At 71.1% G+C, this 24879-nt stretch carries 20 protein-coding genes, 1 tRNA gene and 1 pseudogene; 8 read left to right on the top strand and 14 right to left on the bottom strand.

The genetic code is table 11. The features are described 5' to 3' along the window. The 3 genes from LRS74_RS24070 to LRS74_RS24060 are packed head-to-tail and all read left to right on the top strand — an operon-like array spanning nucleotide 1 to nucleotide 2732. On the top strand, nucleotides 1-1398 hold the full coding sequence (locus LRS74_RS24070) for a histidine kinase (protein WP_277742965.1): 1398 nt from the start codon (nucleotides 1-3) through the stop codon (nucleotides 1396-1398). Then, on the top strand, nucleotides 1395-2042 hold the full coding sequence (locus tag LRS74_RS24065) for a response regulator transcription factor (protein ID WP_277742964.1): 648 nt from the start codon (nucleotides 1395-1397) through the stop codon (nucleotides 2040-2042). The genes LRS74_RS24070 and LRS74_RS24065 overlap by 4 nt, the downstream gene beginning before the upstream one ends. A gap of 30 nt (nucleotides 2043-2072) precedes the next feature. Continuing rightward, nucleotides 2073-2732: an O-methyltransferase gene (locus tag LRS74_RS24060; protein WP_277742963.1), complete on the top strand. Its 660-nt coding sequence runs from the start codon at nucleotides 2073-2075 to the stop codon at nucleotides 2730-2732. A 116-nt stretch (nucleotides 2733-2848) separates the two neighbouring features. On the opposite strand, the gene LRS74_RS24055 is transcribed toward LRS74_RS24060, so the two are convergent. From LRS74_RS24055 to LRS74_RS24045, 3 genes are all read right to left on the bottom strand, one after another. Further along, nucleotides 2849-3535, bottom strand: a complete 687-nt coding sequence (locus LRS74_RS24055; protein WP_277742962.1) for a DUF4383 domain-containing protein — start codon at nucleotides 3533-3535, stop codon at nucleotides 2849-2851. Between the two features lie 207 nt (nucleotides 3536-3742). Further along, nucleotides 3743-3958 carry a zinc ribbon domain-containing protein gene (locus tag LRS74_RS24050; protein WP_144385603.1) on the bottom strand — a complete coding sequence of 72 codons (216 nt, stop codon included), beginning with the start codon at nucleotides 3956-3958 and terminating at the stop codon, nucleotides 3743-3745. Between the two features lie 122 nt (nucleotides 3959-4080). Further along, the gene (locus LRS74_RS24045) at nucleotides 4081-5466 is read right to left on the bottom strand and encodes a hypothetical protein (RefSeq protein WP_277744898.1); all 1386 of its coding nucleotides are present in this window, start codon (nucleotides 5464-5466) and stop codon (nucleotides 4081-4083) included. A gap of 240 nt (nucleotides 5467-5706) precedes the next feature. Here LRS74_RS24045 and LRS74_RS24040 point away from each other — a divergent pair. Together LRS74_RS24040 and LRS74_RS24035 are read left to right on the top strand one after the other, a co-directional pair. Continuing rightward, nucleotides 5707-5778, top strand: a tRNA-Val gene (locus LRS74_RS24040). 194 nt (nucleotides 5779-5972) lie between these two features. Next, nucleotides 5973-6194: a hypothetical protein gene (locus tag LRS74_RS24035; protein WP_144385604.1), complete on the top strand. Its 222-nt coding sequence runs from the start codon at nucleotides 5973-5975 to the stop codon at nucleotides 6192-6194. Between the two features lie 778 nt (nucleotides 6195-6972). Here the strand turns inward: LRS74_RS24035 and LRS74_RS24030 are convergent. From LRS74_RS24030 to LRS74_RS24010, 5 genes and pseudogenes are all read right to left on the bottom strand, one after another. Next, the gene (locus LRS74_RS24030) at nucleotides 6973-7293 is read right to left on the bottom strand and encodes a MazG-like family protein (RefSeq protein WP_277742961.1); all 321 of its coding nucleotides are present in this window, start codon (nucleotides 7291-7293) and stop codon (nucleotides 6973-6975) included. A gap of 173 nt (nucleotides 7294-7466) precedes the next feature. Beyond that, nucleotides 7467-8249 (bottom strand): phosphotransferase, encoded by a 783-nt coding sequence (locus tag LRS74_RS24025; RefSeq protein ID WP_277742960.1) that lies wholly within the window; start codon nucleotides 8247-8249, stop codon nucleotides 7467-7469. Nucleotides 8250-8928: 679 nt separating this feature from the next. Then, a complete protein-coding gene (locus LRS74_RS24020) occupies nucleotides 8929-9792 on the bottom strand; it encodes an HAD family hydrolase (RefSeq protein ID WP_277742959.1) in 864 nt (287 codons plus the stop codon). Beyond that, a pseudogene (locus tag LRS74_RS24015) lies at nucleotides 9789-12409 on the bottom strand (phosphoribosyltransferase). Before LRS74_RS24015 ends, LRS74_RS24020 begins: the two are co-directional and overlap by 4 nt. Before the next feature lie 149 nt (nucleotides 12410-12558). After that, entirely contained in the window at nucleotides 12559-13746 is a 1188-nt protein-coding gene (locus LRS74_RS24010) for an HpcH/HpaI aldolase/citrate lyase family protein (RefSeq protein ID WP_277742958.1), read from the bottom strand. Nucleotides 13747-14163: 417 nt separating this feature from the next. Between LRS74_RS24010 and LRS74_RS24005 the strand changes: the two genes are divergently transcribed. Further along, on the top strand, nucleotides 14164-15291 hold the full coding sequence (locus LRS74_RS24005; protein WP_277742957.1) for a TerD family protein: 1128 nt from the start codon (nucleotides 14164-14166) through the stop codon (nucleotides 15289-15291). A 253-nt stretch (nucleotides 15292-15544) separates the two neighbouring features. Here LRS74_RS24005 and LRS74_RS24000 read toward each other — a convergent pair whose 3' ends face one another. From LRS74_RS24000 to LRS74_RS23980, 5 genes are all read right to left on the bottom strand, one after another. Then, nucleotides 15545-16276, bottom strand: coding sequence for a Tellurium resistance (locus LRS74_RS24000; protein WP_277742956.1), 732 nt, complete (start codon nucleotides 16274-16276; stop codon nucleotides 15545-15547). A gap of 191 nt (nucleotides 16277-16467) precedes the next feature. Beyond that, nucleotides 16468-17619 (bottom strand): DUF475 domain-containing protein, encoded by a 1152-nt coding sequence (locus LRS74_RS23995; protein ID WP_277742955.1) that lies wholly within the window; start codon nucleotides 17617-17619, stop codon nucleotides 16468-16470. A gap of 50 nt (nucleotides 17620-17669) precedes the next feature. Continuing rightward, nucleotides 17670-18245 carry a TerD family protein gene (locus tag LRS74_RS23990; protein ID WP_277742954.1) on the bottom strand — a complete coding sequence of 192 codons (576 nt, stop codon included), beginning with the start codon at nucleotides 18243-18245 and terminating at the stop codon, nucleotides 17670-17672. Nucleotides 18246-18511: 266 nt separating this feature from the next. Continuing rightward, complete coding sequence (locus LRS74_RS23985) at nucleotides 18512-19087, bottom strand: TerD family protein (RefSeq protein ID WP_277742953.1); 576 nt, start codon at nucleotides 19085-19087, stop codon at nucleotides 18512-18514. 184 nt (nucleotides 19088-19271) lie between these two features. After that, nucleotides 19272-19730: a peroxiredoxin gene (locus tag LRS74_RS23980; RefSeq protein ID WP_277742952.1), complete on the bottom strand. Its 459-nt coding sequence runs from the start codon at nucleotides 19728-19730 to the stop codon at nucleotides 19272-19274. A gap of 115 nt (nucleotides 19731-19845) precedes the next feature. Between LRS74_RS23980 and LRS74_RS23975 the strand changes: the two genes are divergently transcribed. Further along, nucleotides 19846-21060: an IS30 family transposase gene (locus LRS74_RS23975; RefSeq protein WP_277740628.1), complete on the top strand. Its 1215-nt coding sequence runs from the start codon at nucleotides 19846-19848 to the stop codon at nucleotides 21058-21060. Nucleotides 21061-21142: 82 nt separating this feature from the next. On the opposite strand, the gene LRS74_RS23970 is transcribed toward LRS74_RS23975, so the two are convergent. Further along, nucleotides 21143-21580, bottom strand: a complete 438-nt coding sequence (locus tag LRS74_RS23970; protein WP_277742951.1) for a DUF3052 domain-containing protein — start codon at nucleotides 21578-21580, stop codon at nucleotides 21143-21145. 499 nt (nucleotides 21581-22079) lie between these two features. Here LRS74_RS23970 and aceE point away from each other — a divergent pair, with 499 nt between their 5' ends. Beyond that, a complete protein-coding gene (gene aceE / locus LRS74_RS23965; protein WP_277742950.1) occupies nucleotides 22080-24827 on the top strand; it encodes a pyruvate dehydrogenase (acetyl-transferring), homodimeric type in 2748 nt (915 codons plus the stop codon). The last annotated feature ends 52 nt before the right edge of the window (nucleotides 24828-24879 follow it).

Below are 24879 nucleotides of genomic sequence, written 5' to 3'. Positions count from 1 at the left end.
ATGCGGGGGTGGGTGCGACGGCACGGATGGATCGGGCGGGGATGGCGACTGACGGTCGGGCTCACGATCGGTGTCGGCACCGCCGTCGTGGGGCTGGTGTTCTGCGCGCTGGCGGGCCTCGCCCTGCTGTGTGTGACCGCGTGGCCGCGCGCCCGGCAGTGGGTGCTACGCCCGGTGGCGGCGAGGGCACGGCAACTGACCGAGTTGGAGCGATGGCGGCTGGACCGGTTCCTCAACCACCGCTCCTCGGCTGACTACGCGAACCGTCAGGCCCTGCGGTACGTGGCGGCGCGCTCGGCGCTGGGTCTGCTCGGCGGCCTGGTGTTGATGTCGGTGGTGTCCGGCGTCTTCTACGGCTCCCTGCTGGTCTGGGGCTGGTTCATCATGGCGGCTCACAAGTGGCTGACGCTCTCCTTCTCCTCGCTCGGCGGCCTGTTCCTGCTCTTCCTCTCCCTCCAGGGGATGGTGGGCGTGGCCGCTCTGGAGCGCAGGCTGGTCCATCACCTGCTGGGGCCCAGCCAGCAGGAGGCGCTGCAGCGCCGGATCGAGGAGCTCGCCACCAGCCGGGCCGGGGTGGTGGACGCCGTGCACGACGAGCGGCGCCGCATCGAACGGGACCTGCACGACGGCGTGCAGCAGCGGCTGGTGGCGCTCGGCATGCTGCTCGGCCGCGCCCGCCGCAGCCAGGACGAGGAGAAGGTGCGCACCCTGCTGGCCCAGGCCCATGAGGAGAGCCGCCAGGCCCTCACCGACCTGCGCGAGGTGGCCTGGCGCGTCTATCCGATCGCCCTGGACGACGCCGGGCTGCGGGCGGCGCTGGAGACGGTGGCGGAGCGGTCGGCCATCCCGGTGCGGCTCGACTACGACCTGCCGGCGGAGCCGAGCACGGCAGTCCGGACGGTGGCGTACTTCGTGGTGTCCGAGGCGGTGACGAACGCGATCAAGCACTCGGGGGCGGCGCGGATCACCGTCGCGCTGAGCGCGGGAGCCGGTTCCCCCGGGGGCCCGGCGCGCGGAGCCGCGGGCGGAGACGGGGGCGCGAACGGCTCCGGGGACGGCCGAACGCGCGGGGACGGCTCCGCGTCCGAGGGCGGATCGGCGTACGAGAGTGGATCCGCGTACGAGGGCGGATCGGCGTACGGGGGCGGGTTCGCCGGCGGGCCGCTGCTCGTCCACGTCACCGACGACGGGGTCGGCGGCGCCGACCCCACGGGCAGCGGCCTGCTGGGCCTGGCCCGCCGGGTCGCCGCGCTCGACGGCACGTTGCGGGTGCTGAGCCCACGCGGCGGGCCGACCACCGTGACGGCGGAGCTGCCGTGCGCGTTCCACGACCTCCCGGACCCCTGGGGCGATTTTTTGCGCGAGGCCAGGGGAGAGAGCATGAGTGAGACCCGATGAGACTGATCCTGGCCGATGACTCGACCCTGCTGCGCGAGGGGCTGGTGCGGCTGCTCGCCGAAGAGGGGCACGAGGTGGTGGCCGCGGTCGGCGACGCGACCGCGCTGCTGGCGGAGGTGGCCCGGCACCCGGACGTCGACGCCGTCGTGGTGGACGTCCGGATGCCTCCCACCCACACCGACGAGGGGCTGCGCGCCGCGCTGGAGATCAGGGCCACGTATCCGGGGGTGGGCGTGCTGGTGCTCTCGCAGTACGTGGAGAAGCGCTACGCCACCGAGCTGCTGACGGGGGCCGGCGAGGGCATCGGCTATCTCCTCAAGGACCGGGTGGTGCAGGTCGACGAGTTCCTCGACGCCCTGGAGCGGGTCGCCGCCGGCCGGACCGCCTTCGACCCGGAGGTGGTGCGGCAGCTCCTGGTGCGCAGCACGCACACCGACCCGCTGGGCCGGCTCACCCCGCGCGAACGGGACGTCCTGGACGCCATGGCGCAGGGACACACCAACACCGCGATCGCCGAGCGGCTGCACGTGTCGCGGAGCGCGGTGGAGAAGCACATTGCCGCGATCTTCGAGAAGCTCGAACTGCATGGGAGTTCGGGCTACTCTCGGCGAGTGCTGGCGGTACTGCGTTACCTGGGGAGCTGACCGCTCACCACCGAGCTCAGGGGATGTGTGATGACCGAGTCCAAGTGGGTGCCGATCACGGACGAGCTGTACCGGTACGTGCTGGCTCACAACCCACCGTTGGACCCCGTCCAGCGTGAGCTCGTCGACGCCACTCGCGCCCGGCTCCCCGAGGTCGCCGTCAAGCTGTCCGCCGAGGAGCAGGGCCCGCTGCTGGCCTTCCTGGTCCGGCTGACCGGCGCCCGGCACATCGTCGAGGTCGGCACCTTCACCGGCTTCTCCGCCCTGTGCATGGCCCAGGCGTTGCCGGCCGACGGCACGCTGATCACCTGTGACATCTCCGAGGAGTGGACGGCGTACGGCCGCGAGGCGTGGGCGAAGGCCGGCGTCGCGGACCGCGTCGACCTGCGCATCGCGCCCGCCCTGGACACCCTGCGCGCGCTGCCCGAGGAGCCGCACATCGACCTGGTCTACCTGGACGCGGACAAGGTCAACTACATCGGCTACTGGGAGGAGTTGGTCCCGCGGATGCGCCCCGGCGGGCTGATCGTCGCGGACAACACCCTCTTCAGCGGCCGGGTCGTCGACCCAGAGGCGACGGGCGACCCCGCGGCGATCCGCGCGTTCAACGACCATGTGGCGGCGGACGCGCGGACCGACACGGTATTGCTGACGGTGGCGGACGGGGTGACGCTGGCGCGCAGGCGCTAGCGTCCGCGTGCGCCGGACTCCGCGTGCGCCGGACTCCGCGTGCGCCGGGCTCCGCGTGCGCCGTGGCCGGCCCCACGGCCTGCCACGGCGGCTGGGCGGGCCGCCGCCCGGACGGGCTACCGCCGGGCCGGCCGCCGCGGGGCCACCTCCCACCGGGCCAGCTTCTGCTCGTAGGTGTCGTGCCGGGTGGTCTCGTTGAGTTCCTCGCGCATGACGGTCGCGCGGGCGAGCGCGTCCACGCGGTCCTCACGCTCGGCCTGCCTGGGGTGACGGCTGCGCCAGTACGGGTTGTCGTGCGGGAGACTGCCGCTCACCCGCCCGTACATGCCGAACCACATCAGCATCAGCCCGACGACGAAGCTGAAGATCACGTTCTGGATGCGGAACGCGAGGAAGTTGTAGTCGGTGGCGAGCAGGGCCAGGTTGACGAACCCGCTCAGGATGAAGGCGAAGCCGACGACGATGTTCAGGGTCGACGCGAAGTTGCCGCCGATGATCATCCCGACGAACAGCAGCAGACCGATCACGATGGAGAGCACGCTCAGCGCGCCGTTGGTGTTCAGCCCGGCGACGGTGTCACCGCGGGTGTCGAAGAACCCGACCTTGTCGAGCAGCCCGAAGACGCCGAAGGCGATCAGCACCAGCCCGGTGAGCGCGGAGCCGAGCCGGTAGACCTTGCTGAGCCTGTGGTCGACGGGCAGATGCTCCTGAAGCTTGGTGCGCACCCCGACCCGTTCGGGCCAGTTGCGCGCGGTGCCGCCGGGGTGGGTGCCGCCGGGAAGGGTGTGGCCTGCGGTAGCCATGTCCGGCCTCCTTATGCGATTGCGTCGCGAGCGGTTGCGTCGCGCGTTGCGGAGGTGACTGAAACGGACCTTTTTCAAGGATCCGCCTAGGCTGCGCGTGCCTCAACCGGAGCGGACGAAACCGCGGGGCGGCGGGATTTCGGAAGACCGGGGCCTACCGGAGGGCGGGCCGGAGGGGCCGTCCGGACGGGCTGTCCGGAGGGGCGGTCAGCCGCAGCATCCGCCTCCGCAGCATCCACCGCCACCCCCGCCTCCGGAGGCGGGGCGCGGCGCGGCGGTGCCGCCGACGGCGACGGCGGAGAGCAGCTTGACGGTGTCGTCGTGGCCCTCGGGGCAGGCCGCGGGGGCGGAGGACTCGGCCATCGGCCGGTTCAGCTCAAAGGTCGTCCCACAGGCGCGGCAGCGGTACTCGTAGCGAGGCATGAGAGGCAGCATAACGAGGGGAGCCGCAGGTCAACAGGTACGCGGGCGCGGGGCCCCAAGGAGCCCCGCGGATCACAGCGACACGGCGAGGCCACCGGAGATTCCCCGGCCCGCGAGGCGGATCACCGCCGGCTATTCCGTCCGGCGTTCTGTCCGGCGTTCGATCCCCCGCGCTCGGTGCGGATGTCCTGGACCACCCGGCCGACGGCCAGTCGTACGTCCTCCAGCTCGGTGAGGAAGTGCCACCAGTCGGGATGGCGGCCCTCCAGGCCGGCGATAGCGCGGTCGAGCCGCTCGACGGCGGCGTCGAGGGGCCGGGCGTGCCGCGGATCGGGGGTGGAACGGCCGTCCATGGCGAGCCGCTGGGCGTCGCGGATGGTGAAGCGGGTGCGGTCGATCTCCTGCTGCGGGTCGTAGGAGACCCGGTCGAGGCGGCGCAGCCGGTCCCCGGCGGCGGAGACGGCCTCGTCGGTGGTGTTGAGGAGGGCCCGTACGGTGGCGAGCCGGGCGGTGGCGTCGGCCCACTGCTGGGCGTCGCGGGCGGCCTGGGCCTCCTTGAGCTTCTGCTGGGCGAGCGCGATATCGCGGACGGCCTGCTCGGGAACGGGCTGGAGGTCCTGCCAGCAGGCGGCGCTGTAGCGCCGGCGCAGCTCGCTGAGCACGGGCTCGACGCCGGCGGCTCGGGTGCTGATGGCCTCCGAGCGGGTACGGAGGGAGACCAGCCGCCGGTCCGTCTCCGCCGCCCGCTCGGGCAGCCGCTCGGCCTCGCCGCGCACCGCCTCCGCGCGGCGCAGCACGTCGTCCGCGCGCCGGATGGTCTCCTGTACGCCGTGCTGGCCGGCGCCCTGGTTGAGCTTGGTCAGCTCGGGCGCGAGGGCCGCCAGCCGGGCGGCGAGGTCGTCGGCGCGCAGGCCGGAGGCCCGTACGGTGTCCAGGGCCTGGGTGGCGGCGAGCAGCGCCTGGCGGGCCCGCTCCACCGCGGGCGCGAGCTGGGCCAGCCGGCTCTCGGCCTGGCGCAGCAGCGGCCCGAGCCCCTCCCCGAACCGCTCCAGCTCGGCCCGGACCCGGTCCAGCTCCTCTTTCGCTCGCGCCAGCTCCGTCCGCGCTCGGGCGGCGGTGCCGCCGTCCAGGTCGTCCCGGTCGAGGTCGTGGGCGTCGACCGCGGTGATGTAGGCGTGACTGACCTCGTCGACGCGCCGCCCGAAGGCGGCGAAGTCCTCGATCACCTTGCGCGCGCCGGGTGAGTCGTCGACGGCGCTGATGGTCTCGATGGAGATCCGGAGCTCCCGCTGCGCGGTGTCCAGCTCGTAGAACGCGGCCGCGGCGGCGTCCTTGGCCGCCTGCGCCTCGGCCCGCTGCCCCTCCCCGCGCCCCCCGAACCACCGTCGGGCCCCGCCCCCGGGAAAGGCCCCTGGCAGCGCCGCGACGGCCACGGCCAGCAGCGGCAACGGCAGCAGCACCACGCCGGCGACCTCCCGCACCGCACTCCGACCCCCAGGGCGGCGCACGGACCGCCCCGCCCACACCACCGCCCGCACGGCCCGCACGAGTGTCCCCGTCACCACCCTCTACCGACCTCTCCCGCTAGATCGCCAAGATCGCCCCAGACCCGGCTGCCATTCTCCCACCGCCCCGAACAAACCAGCGGCCCGACCTCCGGGGCGGCCCCCGCCCCGGAGGCCCATCAGCGCACGCTGGCCGGATTGCGAAGTCGGGGTGGCGGCAATGTACTCTGTCTCTTCGTCCCAGGGCGCATAGCTCAGCGGTAGAGCGCTGCTCTTACAAAGCAGATGTCGGCGGTTCAAATCCGTCTGTGCCCACCCTCGCCGAACACGGCAAAGGCCCAGGTCAACCGGTGTGAAACCAGTTACCTGGGCCTTGATCTTTTTCGGCTCGGGGAACTGCGCCGAGGCCCCGTGCCACTTACGTCCCAGAACGGCCTTCGGGCTGTCCGTACCGGGTCTGTACCGGCGGCCACAGCGAACGGGACACACGTAGGCGCATACTGAGGACAATGACTAAGCCTGCTGCACCGAAGCGTCATTTGCCCACCAGCCCCTTCAAGGCCCCGGTCACACCGGTTCCCAAGGACTTCGCTCTGGGCGACCAGGTCACACATGACATGTACGGCCTCGGCCGGGTGATCGGCATCGAGGAGGGAATCGCGGCGCTCGTGGATTTCGGCTCGGCGCCAATGCGGATCTTGAGCCCGTACGCCAAGATGACCAAGCTGTAGACCACTGTGCCCGATCACGGCACGCCAGGCCCCTTCAGGGACCTGCAACGAAAGGGAGACCTCTCATCGATCTGACGTCGCTGTTTTCCGCTCTGGAAGGGCAACCCCGCTGTTCGGCCGCATCGCCGCCTCCAACGACAAACCCCTTCCAGGCCGCGGACTTCGGGGAAGACGAAACCTTCCCGCTCGAGGACGCACAGGGGCCCGCCTCAGGCATGCGTACGGTGCGACACGGGGCAGCTTAGCTCCACGGGCGACGGTGGCTTGGCTGCCCGGCGAGGGCCGTCTCCGGTGTCGACGGTGAGGAGCGCGGCCGTCTCGTTCAGGCCCGTTCACCGTCATTCAGACGAGAGCGTGTGGTGAGCCCTTCCCGTAGGCACGTCCCTGCACGCAGCCAGGCCACCCACCAACACAGTTGGAGGGCCTGCGTGTGTGCCAAGCAGCCAGACACCGGTTGCGGCCCTGCCATGGCTCGTCCTGGACAGTGGGCAGCAGCGAACTCCACCCCCTGGCGCAGCGTGCCAGATGCGTGCCAGAACGGACGGTCAGCCGCGGTCACCCAGGGCGTCCATCGGTGCCGGCACCCCAAGACACGCTGAGTCGGCCCTCTGCCTGGCGACCAGCAGACACACCGCGGAGATCACCACCAGGCTTACCAAGCAGATGTCGGCGGTTCAAATCCGTCTGTGCCCACCATGCCTGACCGGCGACGGAGCCCCGTACCAAGATCGGTGCGGGGCTCTTTCGCTGCTGGAGGGGAGCGGTCGAGGGGTACGGCTCACGAAGGCATTGTCCGGGCGACGAGGTGTCTGAGGTGGTCGTCGAGCAGCTTCTCGGCGTCCGGGGTGCAGGTGGCGAGGGCGACCATGCCCGTGACGATGACGTCGCACAGTTCCTTGTGGACGTCGTCCCAGGTGTGGCTCGGGCCCTTGCGGGGGTTGGCGCCCACAGCACCGTGCATGGCTTCCACGACCTCACCGAACTCCTCGCCGATCTTGAGTACGCGCCACAGCTTCGCGTCCCCGGCCGTCGCCGGGTCGGAGTGCTCATCCAGCCAGGCGCGCAGCCGCTCCACCCGGCTCCAGGTGGTGTCCTTCATCGGTTTCCTCCTCAGTCGTTTGCTCAGTCGTTTGTGTGGGGTCAAGCACCGCCGACACGGCTGCGGCCGGCTCGGCCCACGCGATGGGTTCAAGCACGGTGTGCTCTGCCGGCAGGCCGGCCGTACGGCGAAGCTCCGTCAGCGCCCCACGGACGGGGCGGCGTGACGGCTGGCTAGTGGAGAAGTGCCGCGAATCGGGCGTTGCTCTCCCTGGCACCGGACTCGCCGACGGCTGCGGCGAGGGAGCGGCAGCTCGCCCTCACGAAGGCACGCAGCGCGTCGCGGTCCACGGTCCTCCAGCAGGGGAAGGCGGCCGCCCAGGCGCGGGCCTGCGCGGGCGGGCAGTCGTCCTCCATGAGCCGTACGGCGGTGTGGGCCACGTCCACCCAGGCGGGGCCTCGGGCCGGAGTGGCCCAGTCGATGAGGTAGGCGCGGCCCGAGCTGACGAGGATGTTGTGCGGGTTCGTGTCGGTGTGCAGGAGGGCGTCCCCGAGGAGGAGGTCGAGGTCCGCCTGGTCGAGGTGGTCGGCCCAGCGGTCGGCGAAACGGGGGAGTGCGAGGTGCGGTGGCCGCTCCAGCTCGCCCGCACGGCGCAGGAGTTCCGCGACCCTCGGGAGGTCGGGCGAGCCGGGCGACAGGTCCGCGTGCCGGCCCTCCACGAACTCGAAACCCAGCACGTCCCAGCCGCCCACCGCCACACGCCACAGCAGACGAGGGCAGACCGCCGCCACGTACGGGTTGAGGTCGACCTCCCACTGATGCTGCGCCCCGCCCGCCTGGTCATCGAGGCGAACGCCCTTGATGAAGGTCTTCCCGGCCGGGCTGGTGAGGGAAGCCGCCACGGTGCAGTTGAGACCGTGCGACATGGAGCGTGCCTGGACGACCGGCCCGGTGTGCCATTCGATCGCCTCCTGGACCACAGCCGGTAAGTGATGCCACGTGATACGGGATGTCATGACGTCCTCGCTCCGGGATTCGGGGAAGGGAGCCGGCGAAACCGGCTCCCGTGACGTGCGACGGATCAACCTGACGTCTCTCCGCACTTGCGGCAGCGGCTCTTGCCGCTCCACTGGACCCAGTCGTGGTCACAGTTCGAGAGGATCATTCGGTGCCCTCCTGTCTGTGGTTCGACCCGAAGTGGCTACCCCGTGGCGGTTCTCGAACCCCGTCTCGACGGGGTGAACGGGCCGCCAGCTCGAGAGGATCAGCTCCGCGGCCCCCCGAAACCACCCGGTCCAGGGGCGGCCGACCGGCTTGCCGGCGCGTGCCGTAGCCCGCGCTTCCTTCACGTCGAGTCGCCTCGGGAAGTGCGGGGCACAGCGCGGGCAGGCGTAGACCGTGCGGCCCGCGGCCAACAAGAGGGGGATGGGCTGATGGACCACTACCTGACCTGTCGACATGGAGGCCGGCACCACGAGGGGAGCCTGTCGGTGGTCAAGGACGCGGCTGGCGAGGGGCGGTGGCTGCTGCTGGCAGAGCGCAGGCGAAGCGGCTGCTCGACGAGGTGTGACGCCGAGGCCGACGGCGCACCCGCCGCTCCCCCCGGGCCGGTAGGCCGGTGACGCGGAAGCCCCCTCGAACGACCATAGGCCGGTCGAGGGGGCTGGTGGCGTGGCGGACCGTTCGCGGCGGGCGTCAGGCCCTCCCCCGCGACACCGCCCGGATCACCGCCTCGCTGCGCGCCCGCGCCCGGGTCTCCGAGGCGCGTTCGGCGAGGGCGCGGACGATGTCCTCGCCGGCCTGGACACCGCGGGTGGTCAGGGCCGTGACCTGCTCGGCGGCCCAGCCGGTGTCGGCGAGTTCGCCGTGGCCGGGGCGCCAGCCCTGGTCGGCGGCGAGGAGGAGGTCGGCGTCGAGGAGGGAGTCGCCGGCGGCGAGGACCTCGCCGGTTTCGGCGCGACGGGCGACCTCGGCGATGGCCGCGCTCTTGGTGAGCGGCTTGGGGACGGCGTAGATCTTGCGGCCCTGGAGGGAGACGTTCCAGCCGCGCGGCTCGGCCCAGTCGGCGAGCTCCTTGACGTAACCCTCGGGCAGCAGATCCCGCTCCACGACCAGGTACGCGAAGAGGTCCTCGGCCACCCGCTCCTTCAGCAGCCACGCCGGGTCGGCGGTGGCGGTGAGGTGGCCGCGGACCTCCTCCAGCGAGGCGCAGTCGGCGGCCAGCCGGCCCCGTACGGCCCGGTGCCAGTCGACGTCGGGCTCGCCGTCGACCAGCAGGTGGCCGCCGTTGGCGCAGACCGCGTACGCGGGGGCCGGGCCGGGCAGGTGGATGCGGGCGTACTGCTCGCGGGTGCGGGTGGTGGTCGGCACGAAGACGGAGGTGCGGGCCAGCTCCGCGAGCAGGCCGGCGGCGGTCTCCGTCATGTACGACAGCGGCTTGTGCTGGTACAGCTCCACGCAGAGCAGCCGGGGCGCCTCGGCGTCCGGCATCTCCAGGCCGAGCGCGGCCGACGAGTAGATGAGGGTCCGGTCCAGGTCGCTGGCGATGAGCACGGTCATTCCCCCGCCGCCTCTCGCCCGGCCGCGGCGACGGCCTTGCCGTCCGCCCCGGTGGCTCCCCTCGTATAGCGGGGGTGGATCAGGCCGACACACGAGTACGGCAGGCCCTCCACCTCCTCCACCGGCACACCGCGCTGCTCGGCGAGCAGCCGCACATGGTCCAGGTCGGCGCCCGCGCCCGGGGCGGCCAGGATCTTCCAGGGCACCCGGCGCAGCAGCACCCGCGTCGTCTCGCCGACACCCGGCTTGACCAGGTTCACGTCGTGGATGCCGTACTCCTCGCTGATCCGCTCCACCGCGGCCCAGCCCTCCCAGGTGGGGGTGCGGTCGGCGGCGGCGAGCTCCTTGACCTCCAGCGCGACATCGGCGGCCACGTCGTCGAAGCGCGCCGCGACCGTGTCGATGAACAGCCCCGAGACATCCGCCTCGGCCAGCTCGCGGTAGAACTTCGCGCCGTGGAAGTCGCCGGGGCCGACCAGGTCGGCGCGCAGCACGGTGCGCGAGACCAGGCCCGAGACGGTGGAGTTCAGGCAGGCGGAGGGGATGAGGAAGTCATCGCGGGTGCCGTACGTCTCCACGCACCGGCCGGGGTCGGCCAGCACGACCATGCGCGGGTCGAAGCCGGCCAGGCCCTCGGCGGCGAGCTCCGCGACCGCCGCCGCCAGTTCGCGGGTGATCGCGCCCTTGCCGGTCCAGCCGTCGACGAACACCACATCGGCCGGGTCGTGGTGGTCCGCCAGCCAGCGCAGCGCCTCCGTGTCGATGCCCCGGCCGCGCACGATCGAGATCGCGTAGTGCGGCAGGTCCAGGCCGTGCGCGTGCAGCGCCCAGCGGCGCATCAGCACACCGACCGGGGTGCCCGCGCGGGCCAGCGAGACCAGCACCGGACGCGGGGAGCGCTCGGCGAGCACCGTCTCGGTGACCGTGCCGACCGCGCGGGCGATCCGGGTGGCCGACTCGTCCAGCGCGGAGCGGAAGAGCGCCTGGTACGCCTCGCTCGGCTGGTACTCCACGGGCAGCGACTCGGCGTAGTGCGCCCCGCCGCTCTGGATCGCCTCCTCCCGCTCCTCGGTGGGCGCCTCCAGGGTGACGTCGGAGAAGTCCTGGAGCAGCCAGCCGACGTCGTCGGGGGCGTAGGAGGAGAAGTCGGGTCCGCGGAGGGGTCCACGGCGCGGTTCTGACATCACTGGGCCTGTCGTTCGGGGACGGTCGGGACTTCAGGGATGTGGGGGGTGTAGGAGGGGACCACGGCGAGCAGTACCTGGTCGGTGTGGGGCGCCAGCCGGTCGAGGAGCCCGCCGGCGGCGTGCAGCTCCGGGGTGTCGGCGGTCGAGTCCACGACGGCGACGATCGCGTCGAAGCGGCGTGCGGGGTCGGCGCCCGGCGCCACGTTGTACGCGTAGCGCTCCCCCGGGCCGTCGGCCGGCGCGTCATGGGCGGGGAAGGTCAGCCGGGTACGGATGGCGTAGCCGGGGTCGTCGACGGCCAGCACCGGCGACCGCGTCGTCGTGGAGTACCGGACGTCGACGCCGTCCGGCAGCGCGTCCGCCAGCGCCTCCGCCAGCCGCAGCGGCGCGTACATCAGCTCCTCGAAGCCGAGGACCAGGACCCGGCGGGCCACGGCCGGAGACGACTCCGCGGCCGGAGATGAGTCCGCGACCGGAGATGGCTCCGCGATCGGAGACGAGTCCGCGGCCCGGGACGAGTCCGCGGCTGCCGACGCCGCCGGCAGCGCCTCGGCGATCCGCGCCGCCATCCGCGGCAGCTCGGCCTCCAGCTTCTCGCGGTGCGCGGGCGTGAAGCCGTGCCGACCGCCGTCGGGCAGCCCCACCGGCCAGCCGGGGTCGACCCGCGTGAGTCGTCCCGCGCCGTCCCCGGGCTCCACCGCGCCGGAGGTCTCCGACCCGGCGGGGTCGCCGGGCACCTCGTGCGCCGCCACCAGCTCCTGCCCCCGCTCGAGCACACCCTCCGGCAGCGACACCGTGCCGGACGCCAGGGCGACCAGGTCGACGCGGGCACCGAGGTCGGCCGCGAACGCGTCCAGCCGGTCGCGGTCCGCGGCCGACCTCATGTCCACGAGGGCCACCACCACATACCGGTCGCGGGGGTAGCGGGCGTGCAGCGCGGCGATCGTGTTGAGCACGGTCCTGCCGGTCGAGAACTCGTCGTCGACCAGGACCAGGGGGCCGGTGCCGGCCAGCAGCTCCGGGTCCTCGGGTAGCAGCAGATGGGAGGTGGCGTGGCTGTGCTCCTCCTCGAAGCCGCCAACCGGTCGGACACCGGCGACGGGGCGGCGGGTGGAGTGCAGGTAGGGGGCGAGGGCCAGGCCGTCCGCGACGCTGTGGCCGAGGCCGGTGGCGGTCTCGGCGTAGCCCAGCACCACGGCGCGGGCGGCGGCCTCGTCGCCGAGCAGCTCGCGGACCCGGCGGCCCAGGGCCAGCCCGGTGCCGTACACGGTCCGCGGGTGCCGCGGCACATGCTTGCCCAGCACGTTGGAGACCAGCAGATGGGCCCGTCGCGGGTTGCGCCGCAGGGCGAGGCCGAGCAGGTCCCGCAGCTCGGGGCCGCCGTCCAGGCCGACGCCCAGCCGGTCGGCCACCCACTGGCCGGACCACACCGTGCCGTCGCCGAGGCCGTTGCCGTCGCCGTTCCCGCCGTGGCCGGTCCCGCCGGTCCCGCCGGTCGCTCCGGTCGGTCCAGCCGCCGCTCCGGTCGGTCCCGCCATCCCGGTCACCTCCGCCGTTCCCTTCTCGTCGTCCCCCGCGCTCATACGTCCCGCAGCCCCGCGCTGAGCAGTTCCACGAAGCTCACGTCCTCCCGTGCCACGCCGAACACCTCGGCGCGGAGCATGATCCGCTCCGCCCAGGCGCGGTGCGGCTTCACCTCGTTCATCTTGTTGGTGTACGCGGAGCGCAGCACACCGCCCCCGTCGCGGTCGGGTTCGAGGATGTCGCTGGCGTCGCTGAACTCCTCGTGGCTGACCACGGACAGCGCGTGCACGGGCGCCACGTGGGAGGGGTGGATGCAGGTCTTGCCCTGGAGGCCGTTGGCGCGGTCGAGTTCGATCTCGCGCAGCAGGCCGTCCATGTCGTGCTCGATGAGGGCCGCGCGCACCTCTTCGGCCCGGCCCAAGAAGGGGCTGCGCCGCAGCTGGGGCTTGAACATGCGCTCGTGGGGTTTGAAGTACTCCCACACCGGGCCGGTCACGGTGAAGCCGGTGCCGTCCGCGCGGCCCAGCATGTTCACCACGTCCGCGATCACCGAGGCGACGAGCTGGACGTCGTACGCGGTCATGTCGGGCGCCCGGCGCAGCCCGTAGGCGGAGCAGAAGTCGGTCACGCCCAGGCGCAGCGCCAGCACTCGTTCGCGGTACTTGTCGACGGTGCGGGCGATACCGCCGAGGGTGTCGGTGCGGGTCTCGAGGTGCAGCAATTCGGGTGACTCGAGGACCGGCATGGCGAAGAGCCGGCGCCCGTCCAACGCGTCGACCGTTTCGGGTGTCTCCGCGGATATCAGAGCGTCCAGGAAGGGGGCGCCGCGCTCCTCGGTGAACTTCGGCAGTACGAATCCGGACAGCAGCCGCACGGCCGGTCCGAGGCGCCGTACGAGGTCGGCTATCTGCTCCGGGGTCCGCACCCGGATGAACAAAAGGGGCAGAGAATCCGCGACATCGCGCGCGGCGAGCTCCGAGAACTGCCGTACGAGGTTCTCCTCGGCCGCCGCCACCTCGCGGTCGTCGATCGAGTCCTCCAGGCACAGGACCATGGATACAACGCCGTGACCTGCTTGTTTGACGATGTCCTCGGCCAGCCGGGGGCGGGTGGCGGGGCTGTAGAGGGTGGCACCGAGGGCCACGGCGAGGGTGCGCGCCGGGGAGTGCGCGCTGAATTCTCCAGGCTGCCGATGGAACAGCTTGCTCCGCAATCCTTCCGGCAGATGCCTGAAATGTTGCATTTATATCCCCGTCCTGCCGGTGCCCTCCACCGTCGGTCCCGGCCCTGAGCATGGCCGATTATCGTACGTCCAGTGGCGGGTCAAGAGTTCCCCAAGTACGTGAAAATCAAGTAACTCATATGAGTCGCTGGAGTGTCCCGCTCGACCCCGCCGCACCGCCCCACGGCCCGCGTCAGCGCCCCGGTGCCGGCCCCGCCCCGCCCGCCGCGCCCCGCTGCCTCGCCCCTCCCGCCACCCTGTGTCGTCTCCTCCCTCCCCGCTGCCTTGCCCCCTCCCACCCTCACTGACTTGCCCCCTCCCACCCGGCTGTCTTACTCCCTCCCACCCGGCTGTCTTACTCCCTCCCACCCACCCTGACTTGCCCCCTCCCACCCCCTGCGTTGTCCCCGCCCCCTTGAGGAAGGCAGGATTGCGGCCATGACGCACGCGATGTCGAAGGGATCGAACATCCCACTGGAGGCCACGGCCGTACGGGTCGTCCTGCGCTGGACTCCCGGCCCGGAGGTGCCCGACGTGGACGCCTCCGCGCTGTTGCTGGCCGCCGACGGCCGCGTGCGCTCCGACGACGACTTCGTCTTCTACAACCAGCCCCGGCACCCCTCCGGGCTGGTCCGGCACCTGCCGAAGAAGCGGCTCCCCGAGGGCCTCACGGACACCGTCGAGGCGGATCTGTCGGCCCTGGAGCCGGGCGTGGACCGGGTGGTGCTGGCCGCCTCCGCCGACGGCGGCCCCTTCGGCCGCGTCACCGACCTCTGCCTGCGGCTCCACGACGCGGCGGCCCCGGCGGGCGCCGAGCCTCTGGCGGTCTTCGAGGTCACCGCGGAGACCGGCCAGGAGACCGCCATGATCTGCGGCGAGCTGTACCGCCGCGGGGACACGTGGAAGTTCCGGGCCCTGGGCCAGGGCTATGAGTCCGGGCTGGTCGGACTCGCCACCGAGTTCGGCATCTCGGTCGACGACGAGGACACGAGCGCGGGCGCCGGCGCGAGCACCGATGTGAGATCGGGTCCGAGCGCCGCGACGCCCGCCCCCGACGCCCCGACAAGCGGCGCGACCGCGGGGACCGGTTCCGCGGCGCCCGATGCGGCCTCGGCCGCCACGGTGGCCACGCCCGGGCCCCAGCAGGGCCAGGTGCCGCACGGATCCCCCGCGCCGCCGCCCGTGCCCGTACCGCCGACCGGGGCCACCACTCAGCCCTTCCCGGCCCCCGCGCCGACGCCGACCCCGGCGCCCGGCTACGGCGAGGACGCCTGGGGACCGGCCGCCCCGCAGCCCGCCACGGCCTCCTCCGGCTACGGCTACCCGCCGGCGCCCCCCGCGCCTCCGGCCGGCCCGCCCCCGGCGCAGCCCACCTACGGCTACCCCCAGCAGGCCCCTCCGCCGCCCGCCGCCCCGCCCGGACAGCAGCCCGGCCAGCAGCCCGGCTACGGCTATCCGCAGCCCCCCGCCTACGGCTACCCCCAGCAGGCCCAGCCCACGGCTCCGCCGGTGCCCGACCCGTCCTTCCGGCTGCCGCCGCAGGGGCCGCAGTTCCAGCAGCGGTAGCCGTCCGGGGCGGGCGGGCCGCCCCGGGCTGCGGACCGCCGACGACCCCGGAAACCGGCCGACCCTCCGCCGGACACCGGGCCCGCCGCGACAGCCCCTCCGGCGGCTCCAGGCCGCCACGGAAGACCTCTCCGCCGGACCCCGGGCCGCCGCGCAGGACCTCTCCGCCGGACCCCGGGCCGCCACCGCAGCCCCTCCGCCGGCTCCGGGCCGGCGTTCCGGGCCGGCGGCTCCGGCCCGAGCCGTCCGCGCGTCAGACCTTCTGCTGGTTCTTGTACCCCCGGCCCCACTGGAGCCCCCAGCCGTAGAGCCGGTCCAGCTCGGCCTGGAAGCCGTAGACGTACCTGACCTCGCGACGGACGATGATCTCGTTCTTGGCGTTCTCGATGAGCACGACCGCGCAGGAGCGGGCCTGGGGGGCGCGCTCGTCGAGGGTGATCTCGATACGGGGGCCGTTGCTCGGGTAGAGCGTGACGACCCCGTGGGTGCGGTCGAAGGCAGGCGTGCCGTCGTAGATGTAGACGAACACCAGCAGCCGCCTGATGTCGTCCATGTGGTCCATGTTGATGTAGATGGTCTCGCCGGACGGCGAGCCGAACCGGTCGTCCCCGCTGAGCTGGACGTACGGCGCGGCGTTCAGGCTGCCGAAGAAGCTGCCGAGCGGCTGCACCACGCCCTTGGAGCCGTCCTTCAGCTCGTACATGCAGGCGAGGTCGAGGTCGACGTTGACCATCGCCGGGCCCTGGGCCTGCACCATCTCCGGTTTGAACATCCGCAGCGGGTGGCGCAGCAGGCTGGGCCGGCGGTCGTCGAAGTCCGAGGTCCGCATCCGCCAGGACAGGTTGACCCGCATGTTGCCGGTGGCGGCGCCCTGTTTGGTGAGGGAGACCGTGCTGTTCCGTTTGGTCAGCTCGACCGCCCCGGAGGCGCCTCCGATGTCGAACTGCTGCCCCTCGCCCCGTCCCCAGTTGCTCCAGAAACCCACCCTGAACCCCCACCCCCCGGCGGGCGCCGCGGCGCCCGCCGGCCTCGTCTTGGCCTCGAACCCGGGGCGGCCCCCCATGGCCGCGCACCCCCTGGCACGGCCGCACGTCCATGGCTACAACCGCCGCGGGGCGGCCGTGAGGTGGAACCCCACGGCCGCCCCGCTCAGAGCGTTCCGCAAACGTGCCCCTGTCACACTCCGGGGCTGACTTCCGTCCGATCCGTAGCGCCGCCCGTGCCCTTCTCGCGGCGGTTGCGCACCACCGAGGACCAGTACGAGAGGCCGATCAGGGCCACACCGATGCCACCGGTGATGACCTCGTTGATCTCGTACTTGATCGTGACCAGCAGGATCACGGCCAGGGCGCCGATGGCGTAGTGCGCGCCGTGCTCCAGGTAGACGTAGTCGTCCAGGGTGCCCTTGCGGACCAGGAAGACGGTCAGCGACCGGATGTACATGGCGCCGATGCCCAGACCCAGCGCCATCTCGAAGATGTCGTTGGTGATGGCGAAGGCGCCGATGACGCCGTCGAAGGAGAAGGAGGCGTCGATGACCTCCAGGTAGAGGAACATGAAGAAGGCCGCCTTGCCGGCCAGCCCGACGACGGTCGGGCCGCCGTTCTTCGCGGGGCTCTTGGCGGCCGCCTCGGCCTGGGCTTCGGCCTCGGCCTCCTCCAGCGCCTCCTCCTCTTCCTCCAGCTTCTCCTCGAAGTAGCCGGAGATGCCGCCGACGATGAGGTAGGTCAGCAGACCGGCGACGCCGGAGAGGAGGACGGTGGCGGCCTTGTCACCGCCGCCGTGCGCCACGTCGGTGGCGAAGGTGGTGGCCGTCACCATCAGCACGCCCAGGGCGACGACGACCGACAGCGTGTCCAGCTTGCCGAGCCTGGCCAGCGGGCGCTCCAGCCACTCCAGCCACTTGATCTCCCGCTCCTCGAAGATGAAGTCGAGGAAGATCATCAGCAGGAACATTCCACCGAAGGCCGCGATGGACGGATGGGCGGCGGTGACAAGGTGCTCGTACTGCTCCTTGTCGTTGATCGCCAGATCGATCGCCTCGATCGGCCCCAGCTTCGCGGTGATCGCGACGATCACGATCGGGAAGACGAGGCGCATGCCGAACACGGCGATCAGAATGCCGATGGTGAGGAAGATCTTTTGCCAGAAGGCATTCATCTTCCGCAGGATGCCGGCGTTGATCACCGCATTGTCGAATGAGAGCGAGATCTCCAGGACCGAGAGGATCCCGACGATCGCGAGCCCCTTCCAACCCCAGAGAACACCGGCCAAGGCCAGGCCACCCGCCGTGACGGCGAACGACCAGCCAAAGGTCTTCAGGAGCACGTGCACCCAATCCTTCGTCTGAAAGGTCTCCCCCGCGCCTGTACGCGGCTTTACGAAACGTTGACCCCGAAGTCTAGAGCGATGCCACGCAGGCCAGACGCGTACCCCTGGCCCACCGCACGGAACTTCCACTCGCCGCCGTAGCGGTAGAGCTCACCGAAGATCATTGCGGTTTCGCTGGAGGCGTCCTCGCTCAGGTCGTAACGGGCCAACTCCATCCCGTCGGCCTTGTTGACCACACGGATGAAAGCGTTGCTGACCTGCCCGAAGGTCTGTCCGCGAAGGTCCGCGTCATGGATCGACACCGGAAAGACGATCTTGTCGACCTGGGCCGGAACGGCGGACAGGTCCACCAGGAGCGACTCGTCGTCCCCGTCGCCCTCACCGGTGAGGTTGTCGCCGGTGTGCTCGACGGAGCCGTCCGGGCTTCGGAGGTTGTTGTAGAAGACGAAGTAGTCGTCGCCGAGCACCCGACCCGACCGGCACATCAGGGCGCTGGCGTCGAGGTCGAACGGCGCCCCCGTGGTGGAGCGCGCGTCCCAGCCCAGACCGACCAGCACCTGAGTGAGATTCGGCGCGGCCTTCGAGAGGGAGACGTTGCCTCCCTTGGCAAGCGTGACGCCCATGATCCTGATTCCTCCCCGGTGTCCTGCGTGGCTGAGAGCGACTCCGGCGCCGCACCCCCGACTTCTCAGGTGTGCGGCGCCGGATGAGATTGAAGGGCCTTCGGGCCCGGGCGGGATGTCGCGGACACCCGCCCGCGACCTCGGGTACGCCGGTGCGACGTCGCGGACGCCCACTCGTCGGACGTCGACGTCGTGGAAGCCACTCGTCGGACGTCGACGGCGCGGACGCCCGCCCCTCGGACGAGGACGTCGAGGACGCCCGCGTCTCAGACGTTGACGCCGAAGTCCTGCGCGATGCCGCGCAGACCCGAGGCGTAGCCCTGGCCGATGGCCCGGAACTTCCACTCCGCGCCGTGCCGGTACAGCTCGCCGAAGACCATGGCGGTCTCGGTCGAGGCGTCCTCGCTCAGGTCGTAGCGGGCCAGCTCGTTGCCGTCGGCCTGGTTGACCACACGGATGAACGCGTTGCGCACCTGGCCGAAGCTCTGCTGACGCGTCTCGGCGTCGTAGATGGAGACCGGGAACACGATCTTGGCGACGTCGGCCGGGACACCGACCAAGTTCACCTTGATCTGCTCGTCGTCGCCCTCGCCCGCACCGGTGAGGTTGTCACCGGTGTGCTCGACGGAGCCGTCGGGGCTCTTGAGGTTGTTGAAGAAGATGAAGTTCTGGTCGTTGGCGACCTTGCCCTCTTCGTTGGTGAGCAGAGCACTGGCGTCGAGGTCGAAGTCAGTGCCCGTGGTGGTGCGCACGTCCCAGCCCAGACCGACGATGACCGCGGTCAGGTTCGGGGCTTCCTTGGTCAGCGAGACGTTGCCGCCCTTGCTGAGGCTGACTCCCACGAGTCCTCCCAAAAAGATTCGTCAGGAGCACGGTGTGCCCCTTTGTGCGATGCGTTTTCCATCGGATCAAACGTGCTGATCCTAGTCAGCGGTTCCCGACCCGGGGTCGGGCCGCCGACGTGTGCCGGGGTCGCCGGCTTCCCCTTCCGCGGCGGGCCTGGACACGGCGCGCCGCGACGGCCCCCTACAGGCTGTCGAGGGCCTTGAGGTAGTCGTTCAGGTCGCGGGCGTCCGGCAGGCCGTTGACGACCGTCCAGCGCACCACGCCCTCCTTGTCGATCACGAAGGTGCCGCGCACCGCGCAGCCCTTCTCCTCGTCGAAGACGCCGTAGGCCCGGCTGGTCTCGCCATGCGGCCAGAAGTCCGACAGCAGCGGGTACTCCAGACCCTCCTGCTCCGCGAAGACGCGCAGGCTGAACGGGGCGTCATTGGAGACGGCGAGCAGCTGGACGTCGTCGTTGGCGAACTTCGGGAGGTTGTCGCGGATCGCGCACAGCTCTCCGGTGCACACGCCGGTGAAGGCGAACGGGTAGAAGAGCAGCACGACGTTCTTCTCGCCGCGGAAGTCGGCGAGCCTGACCGTCTGGCCGTGCTGGTCCTTCAGCTCGAATTCGGGGGCCTTCGTACCGACCTCTATGGCCATGGGGAGACATCCCTTCGCAGCAATCTCAACAGATCGCGTCCACCCTACGCGCAGAGCCCCGCTCCGAAGCCTTGGGTTCTAGTGGTCGTCGCAACACCCCAGCTCAGGGGATGCGATGGACTTCAAGATCCGTGAGAGCCGCAAGGAACAGGGGCCCCGGAAGCTGCACCGGGAACGGGAGGAATACTTCCGGCTCGTGCAGCTGGGATTTGGCAACGTAGAAGCGAGCCGACGCGTCGGCGTCAACCCTCGGACCGGCCGTGAATGGCGTAACGGTCGGCCCGAGGGCCGCAAGAAGCGGCCGAGGCCGCCCGCGCATCTGGTGCGGGCGGCCTCCGCGCCATCCCGGTACCTCTCGGAGGCCGACCGGATCCACATCGCCGACCGGTTGCGGGAGAAGGCCACCGTCCGCACGATCGCGGCCGAGCTGGGCCGCAGCCCGTCCACGGTCAGCCGGGAGATCCGCCGCAACCGGCACCCGGTGGGCGGCCAGTACCGGCCGCACGCGGCCCAGGCCCGGGCCGATGCCCGCCGGCCCCGCCCCAAGCCGGGGAAGATCGGCCGGAACACCGCACTGCGGGACTTCATCCAGGACGCTCTGGACCTGAAGTGGAGTCCGGAGCAGATCTGCGAGAGTCTGCGCCGGACGTTCCCTGACCGGCCGGAGATGCACGTGGTCCACGAAACGATCTACCAGGCCCTCTACGTCCAGGGCCGCGGCGAACTACGCCGCGAGCTGGCCCGAGCCCTGCGTTCGGGACGCGCCCGGCGCATGCCACGCCGCCAGGCCCAGCAGCGGCAGCCTCGTTTCTCCACCCCGATGGTCATGATCAGCGAGCGTCCGGCCGAGGCAGAGGACCGGGCGGTGCCCGGCCACTGGGAGGGCGACCTGATCATCGGCAAGGACAACGGCTCCGCGATCGGCACCCTGGTCGAACGCGCGACCCGCTACGTGATGCTCCTGCACCTGCCCGAGGGCCGCAGCGCGGAACTCGTCCGCGACGCCCTCGTGACAACCGTGAAGACCCTCCCTGCACACCTGGTGCGCTCGCTGACCTGGGACCAGGGCTCGGAGATGGCCGCCCACGGCGCGTTCACCCTCGCCACCGACATCCCGGTCTACTTCTGCGACCCGGCCAGTCCCTGGCAGCGCGGCTCGAACGAGAACACGAACGGCCTGCTGCGGCAGTACTTCCCCAAGGGCACCGACCTGTCCACCCACAGCCGCGAGCACCTCGACGCCGTCGCCGCCGAACTCAACGGCCGCCCACGCAAAACGCTCGGCTGGGAAACCCCAGCCGAGCGCCTGCATAAACTGCTCGCGGCCTGATCAACACGACCACGTGTTGCAACGACCCCTAGAAACCGCCAGCGATCCGGAGGGGGCTCTGGCAGGGTGTCCCGGGGGCGGCTCAGCGCTTGCCCGCCTTGCCCTTGGGGCTGACCAGCCGGCTGCCCGCCCAGTCCTTGCCCACGTTGATGCTCCGGGCCGCGGTGAGGCCGGCGGTCTGAGCGGCTTCGTTGATGTCGCTGGGCTCCACGTAGCCGTCGCGTCCCGTCTTCGGGGTCAGCAGCCAGATCTCGCCGCCCTCGTCGGTCAGGCCGATGGCGTCCACCAGCGCGTCCGTCAGGTCGCCGTCTTCGTCGCGGAACCACAGCAGGACGGCGTCGGCCACGTCGTCGTAGTCCTCGTCGACGAGCTCCTGGCCGGTGACGTCTTCAATGGCCTCGCGGAGCTCCTGATCGACGTCGTCGTCGTAGCCGATCTCCTGGACCACCTGTCCGGGCTCGAACCCCAGCCGGGTGGCAGGGTTGGTCCGCTCCTCCGCGTGGTCCGCGGTCGCGCTCACGGATTGCCTCCTGTCGTCTTGCTCATCTTGCGTTTATATCCGAAGTCGTTGTACGCCTCGCGCGTACGCGGGGCATTGGGCGTAGTCCACACGTGCCAGGCGGATCGCGCAAGTACCCGGCCGCCGATCCCCCCCAAACGTTGACGTGTCGCCGCATCTCGCAATGCGCCGAGCACGCCGTCGGCGTTTCCCACCGCCGTGTTCTGTCACATTTGTGGACTTGTGTCGCCAGATTATGCCGCCGAGGGCCGAACGGTCGTACGCGGGGCGCGCTTCCCGTGGGCGTAAGGTTGCGCTTCGGCCGTCGCAGCCGACCGGGCGTACAGCACCCGTCTCACAGAGTGGTGGTTACCACCCGGTAGAGATGACGTATCCCACACCCGAGGTACACGATGGAGATCGGCGCGATAGCAAGCGATACCAGCAGTGGCAGGACCTGAGCGCGTGCGGGATCATTCGCGTGCAGGATCTGGCACGACCCGAACAGCGAAGGAATAGCGTGGCTTCCGGATCCGATCGCAACCCGATCATCATTGGCGGCCTTCCCAGCCAGGTCCCGGACTTCGATCCGGAGGAGACCCAGGAATGGCTCGACTCGCTCGACGCAGCCGTCGATGAGCGAGGCCGGGAACGGGCCCGCTATCTCATGCTGCGGCTGATCGAGCGCGCCCGCGAGCGGCGCGTCGCGGTCCCCGAGATGCGCAGCACGGACTACGTCAACACCATCGCGACCAAGGACGAGCCGTTCTTCCCCGGCAACGAGGAGATCGAGCGCAGGATCCTCAACGCCACGCGGTGGAACGCGGCCGTCATGGTCTCCCGCGCGCAGCGCCCGGGCATCGGGGTCGGCGGCCACATCGCCACCTTCGCCTCCTCCGCCTCGCTCTACGACGTGGGCTTCAACCACTTCTTCCGCGGCAAGGACCAGGGCGACGGCGGCGACCAGATCTTCTTCCAGGGCCACGCCTCCCCCGGCGTCTACGCCCGCGCGTTCCTGCTGGACCGCCTCACCGAGCAGCAGCTGGACGCCTTCCGCCAGGAGAAGTCCAAGGCGCCCTACGGCCTGTCCAGCTACCCGCACCCGCGCTCGATGCCGGACTTCTGGGAGTTCCCGACCGTCTCCATGGGCCTGGGCCCGCTCGGCGCGATCTACCAGGCGCGGATGAACCGCTACATGGAGGCGCGCGGCATCGCCGACACCTCGCGCTCGCACGTGTGGGCGTTCCTCGGCGACGGCGAGATGGACGAGCCGGAGTCGCTGGGCCAGCTGTCGCTGGCCGCGCGCGAGGGCCTGGACAACCTGACCTTCGTGGTCAACTGCAACCTGCAGCGCCTGGACGGCCCGGTGCGCGGCAACGGCAAGATCATGCAGGAGCTGGAGTCGCAGTTCCGCGGCGCCGGGTGGAACGTGATCAAGCTGGTGTGGGACCGCTCCTGGGACCCGCTGCTGGCCCAGGACCGCGACGGCATCCTGGTCAACAAGCTGAACACCACCCCGGACGGCCAGTTCCAGACCTACGCCACCGAGTCCGGCGCCTACATCCGCGAGCACTTCTTCGGCGACGACCACCGGCTGCGCAAGATGGTCGAGAACATGACCGACCACCAGATCCAGCACCTGGGCCGCGGCGGTCACGACCACAAGAAGATCTACGCGGCCTACGCGGCGGCCAAGGCGCACAAGGGCCAGCCGACCGTGATCCTGGCGCAGACCGTCAAGGGCTGGACGCTCGGCCCGAACTTCGAGGGCCGCAACGCGACCCACCAGATGAAGAAGTTGACGGTCGACGACCTCAAGCGCTTCCGGGACCGGCTGCACCTGCCGATCGCGGACAAGGACCTGGAGTCCGGCCTGCCGCCCTACTACCACCCGGGCCGCACCTCCGAAGAGATCCAGTACATGCACGACCGGCGCAACTCCCTGGGCGGCTATGTGCCGACCCGCGTGGTGCGCTCCAAGCCGCTCGCGCTGCCGGGCGACAAGCTCTACGCCCCGCTGAAGAAGGGCTCCGGCAACCAGCAGATCGCCACCACGATGGCGTTCGTGCGGCTGCTGAAGGACCTGATGCGGGACAAGGAGATCGGCAAGCGCTTCGTGCCGATCGCGCCGGACGAGTACCGCACCTTCGGCATGGACTCGCTCTTCCCGTCGGCCAAGATCTACAACCCGCTGGGCCAGACCTACGAGGCCGTCGACCGCGATCTGCTGCTGGCGTACAAGGAGTCGCCGACCGGCCAGATGCTGCACGACGGCATCTCCGAGGCGGGCTGCACCGCCTCGCTGATCGCCGCCGGCTCCGCGCACGCCACCCACGGCGAGCCGCTGATCCCGGTCTACGTCTTCTACTCGATGTTCGGCTTCCAGCGCACGGGCGACCAGTTCTGGCAGATGGCCGACCAGCTCGCGCGCGGCTTCGTACTGGGCGCGACCGCCGGCCGCACCACCCTGACCGGCGAGGGGCTCCAGCACGCGGACGGCCACTCGCAGCTGCTCGCCTCGACCAACCCCGCCGTCGTCGCCTACGACCCGGCCTTCGGCTTCGAGATCGCGCACATCGTCCAGGACGGTCTGCGCCGGATGTACGGCTCCTCCGCCGAGCACCCGCACGGCGAGGACGTCTTCTACTACCTCACCGTCTACAACGAGCCGATCCAGCACCCGGCCGAGCCCGCCGACGTGGACGCCGAGGGCGTCCTCAAGGGTCTGTACCGCTTCAAGCAGGGCGACAAGGGCGCCATCCCGGCGCAGATCCTCGCCTCCGGCGTGGCGGTGCCGTGGGCCCTGGAGGCGCAGCGCATCCTCGCCGACGAGTGGGACGTCAAGGCCGACGTCTGGTCCGCGACCTCCTGGAACGAGCTGCGCCGCGACGCCGTCGAGGCCGAGGAGCACAACCTGCTCCACCCGGAGGAGGAGCAGCGCGTCCCGTATGTGACGCAGAAGCTCGCCGCCGCCGAGGGCCCGAAGGTCGCGGTCTCCGACTGGATGCGCGCCGTCCCGGACCAGATCGCCCGCTGGGTGCCGGGCGCCTACCAGTCGCTGGGCGCCGACGGCTTCGGCTTCGCCGACACCCGGGGCGCCGCCCGCCGCTTCTTCCACATCGACGCCCAGTCGATCGTGCTGGCGGTCCTCACCGAGCTGGCCAAGGAGGGCAAGGTCGACCGCTCCGCCCTCAAGCAGGCCATCGACCGCTACCAGCTGCTGGACGTGGCGGCGGCCGACCCGGGCGCCGCGGGCGGCGACGCCTGATCGCCGCGCGCTAGCGGCACCCGGCTGACGGCAGCGGCCCCCACCGGACCCC

This window comes from Streptomyces sp. LX-29 (assembly GCF_029541745.1).
In the GTDB taxonomy this organism is placed as follows: domain Bacteria; phylum Actinomycetota; class Actinomycetes; order Streptomycetales; family Streptomycetaceae; genus Streptomyces.
Note: the sequence above shows the minus strand (reverse complement) of the source record. Positions and strands in the feature narration are given on the sequence as shown.

Bases quoted from the DNA above. Each gene is read 5' to 3' on its own strand.
- LRS74_RS24035 (WP_144385604.1), top strand. From the start codon at position 5,973: ATGACTAAGCCTGCTGCACCGAAGCGTCATTTGCCCACCAGCCCCTTC.
- LRS74_RS24025 (WP_277742960.1), bottom strand. From the start codon at position 8,249: ATGACATCCCGTATCACGTGGCATCACTTACCGGCTGTGGTCCAGGAG.
- LRS74_RS24070 (WP_277742965.1), top strand. From the start codon at position 1: ATGCGGGGGTGGGTGCGACGGCACGGATGGATCGGGCGGGGATGGCGA.
- LRS74_RS24060 (WP_277742963.1), top strand. From the start codon at position 2,073: ATGACCGAGTCCAAGTGGGTGCCGATCACGGACGAGCTGTACCGGTAC.
- LRS74_RS24055 (WP_277742962.1), bottom strand. From the start codon at position 3,535: ATGGCTACCGCAGGCCACACCCTTCCCGGCGGCACCCACCCCGGCGGC.
- LRS74_RS23990 (WP_277742954.1), bottom strand. From the start codon at position 18,245: ATGGGCGTCACGCTTGCCAAGGGAGGCAACGTCTCCCTCTCGAAGGCC.
- LRS74_RS23975 (WP_277740628.1), top strand. From the start codon at position 19,846: ATGGACTTCAAGATCCGTGAGAGCCGCAAGGAACAGGGGCCCCGGAAG.
- LRS74_RS24065 (WP_277742964.1), top strand. From the start codon at position 1,395: ATGAGACTGATCCTGGCCGATGACTCGACCCTGCTGCGCGAGGGGCTG.
- LRS74_RS24020 (WP_277742959.1), bottom strand. From the start codon at position 9,792: ATGACCGTGCTCATCGCCAGCGACCTGGACCGGACCCTCATCTACTCG.
- LRS74_RS24010 (WP_277742958.1), bottom strand. From the start codon at position 13,746: ATGCAACATTTCAGGCATCTGCCGGAAGGATTGCGGAGCAAGCTGTTC.
- LRS74_RS24030 (WP_277742961.1), bottom strand. From the start codon at position 7,293: ATGAAGGACACCACCTGGAGCCGGGTGGAGCGGCTGCGCGCCTGGCTG.
- LRS74_RS24005 (WP_277742957.1), top strand. From the start codon at position 14,164: ATGACGCACGCGATGTCGAAGGGATCGAACATCCCACTGGAGGCCACG.
- LRS74_RS24050 (WP_144385603.1), bottom strand. From the start codon at position 3,958: ATGCCTCGCTACGAGTACCGCTGCCGCGCCTGTGGGACGACCTTTGAG.
- LRS74_RS23980 (WP_277742952.1), bottom strand. From the start codon at position 19,730: ATGGCCATAGAGGTCGGTACGAAGGCCCCCGAATTCGAGCTGAAGGAC.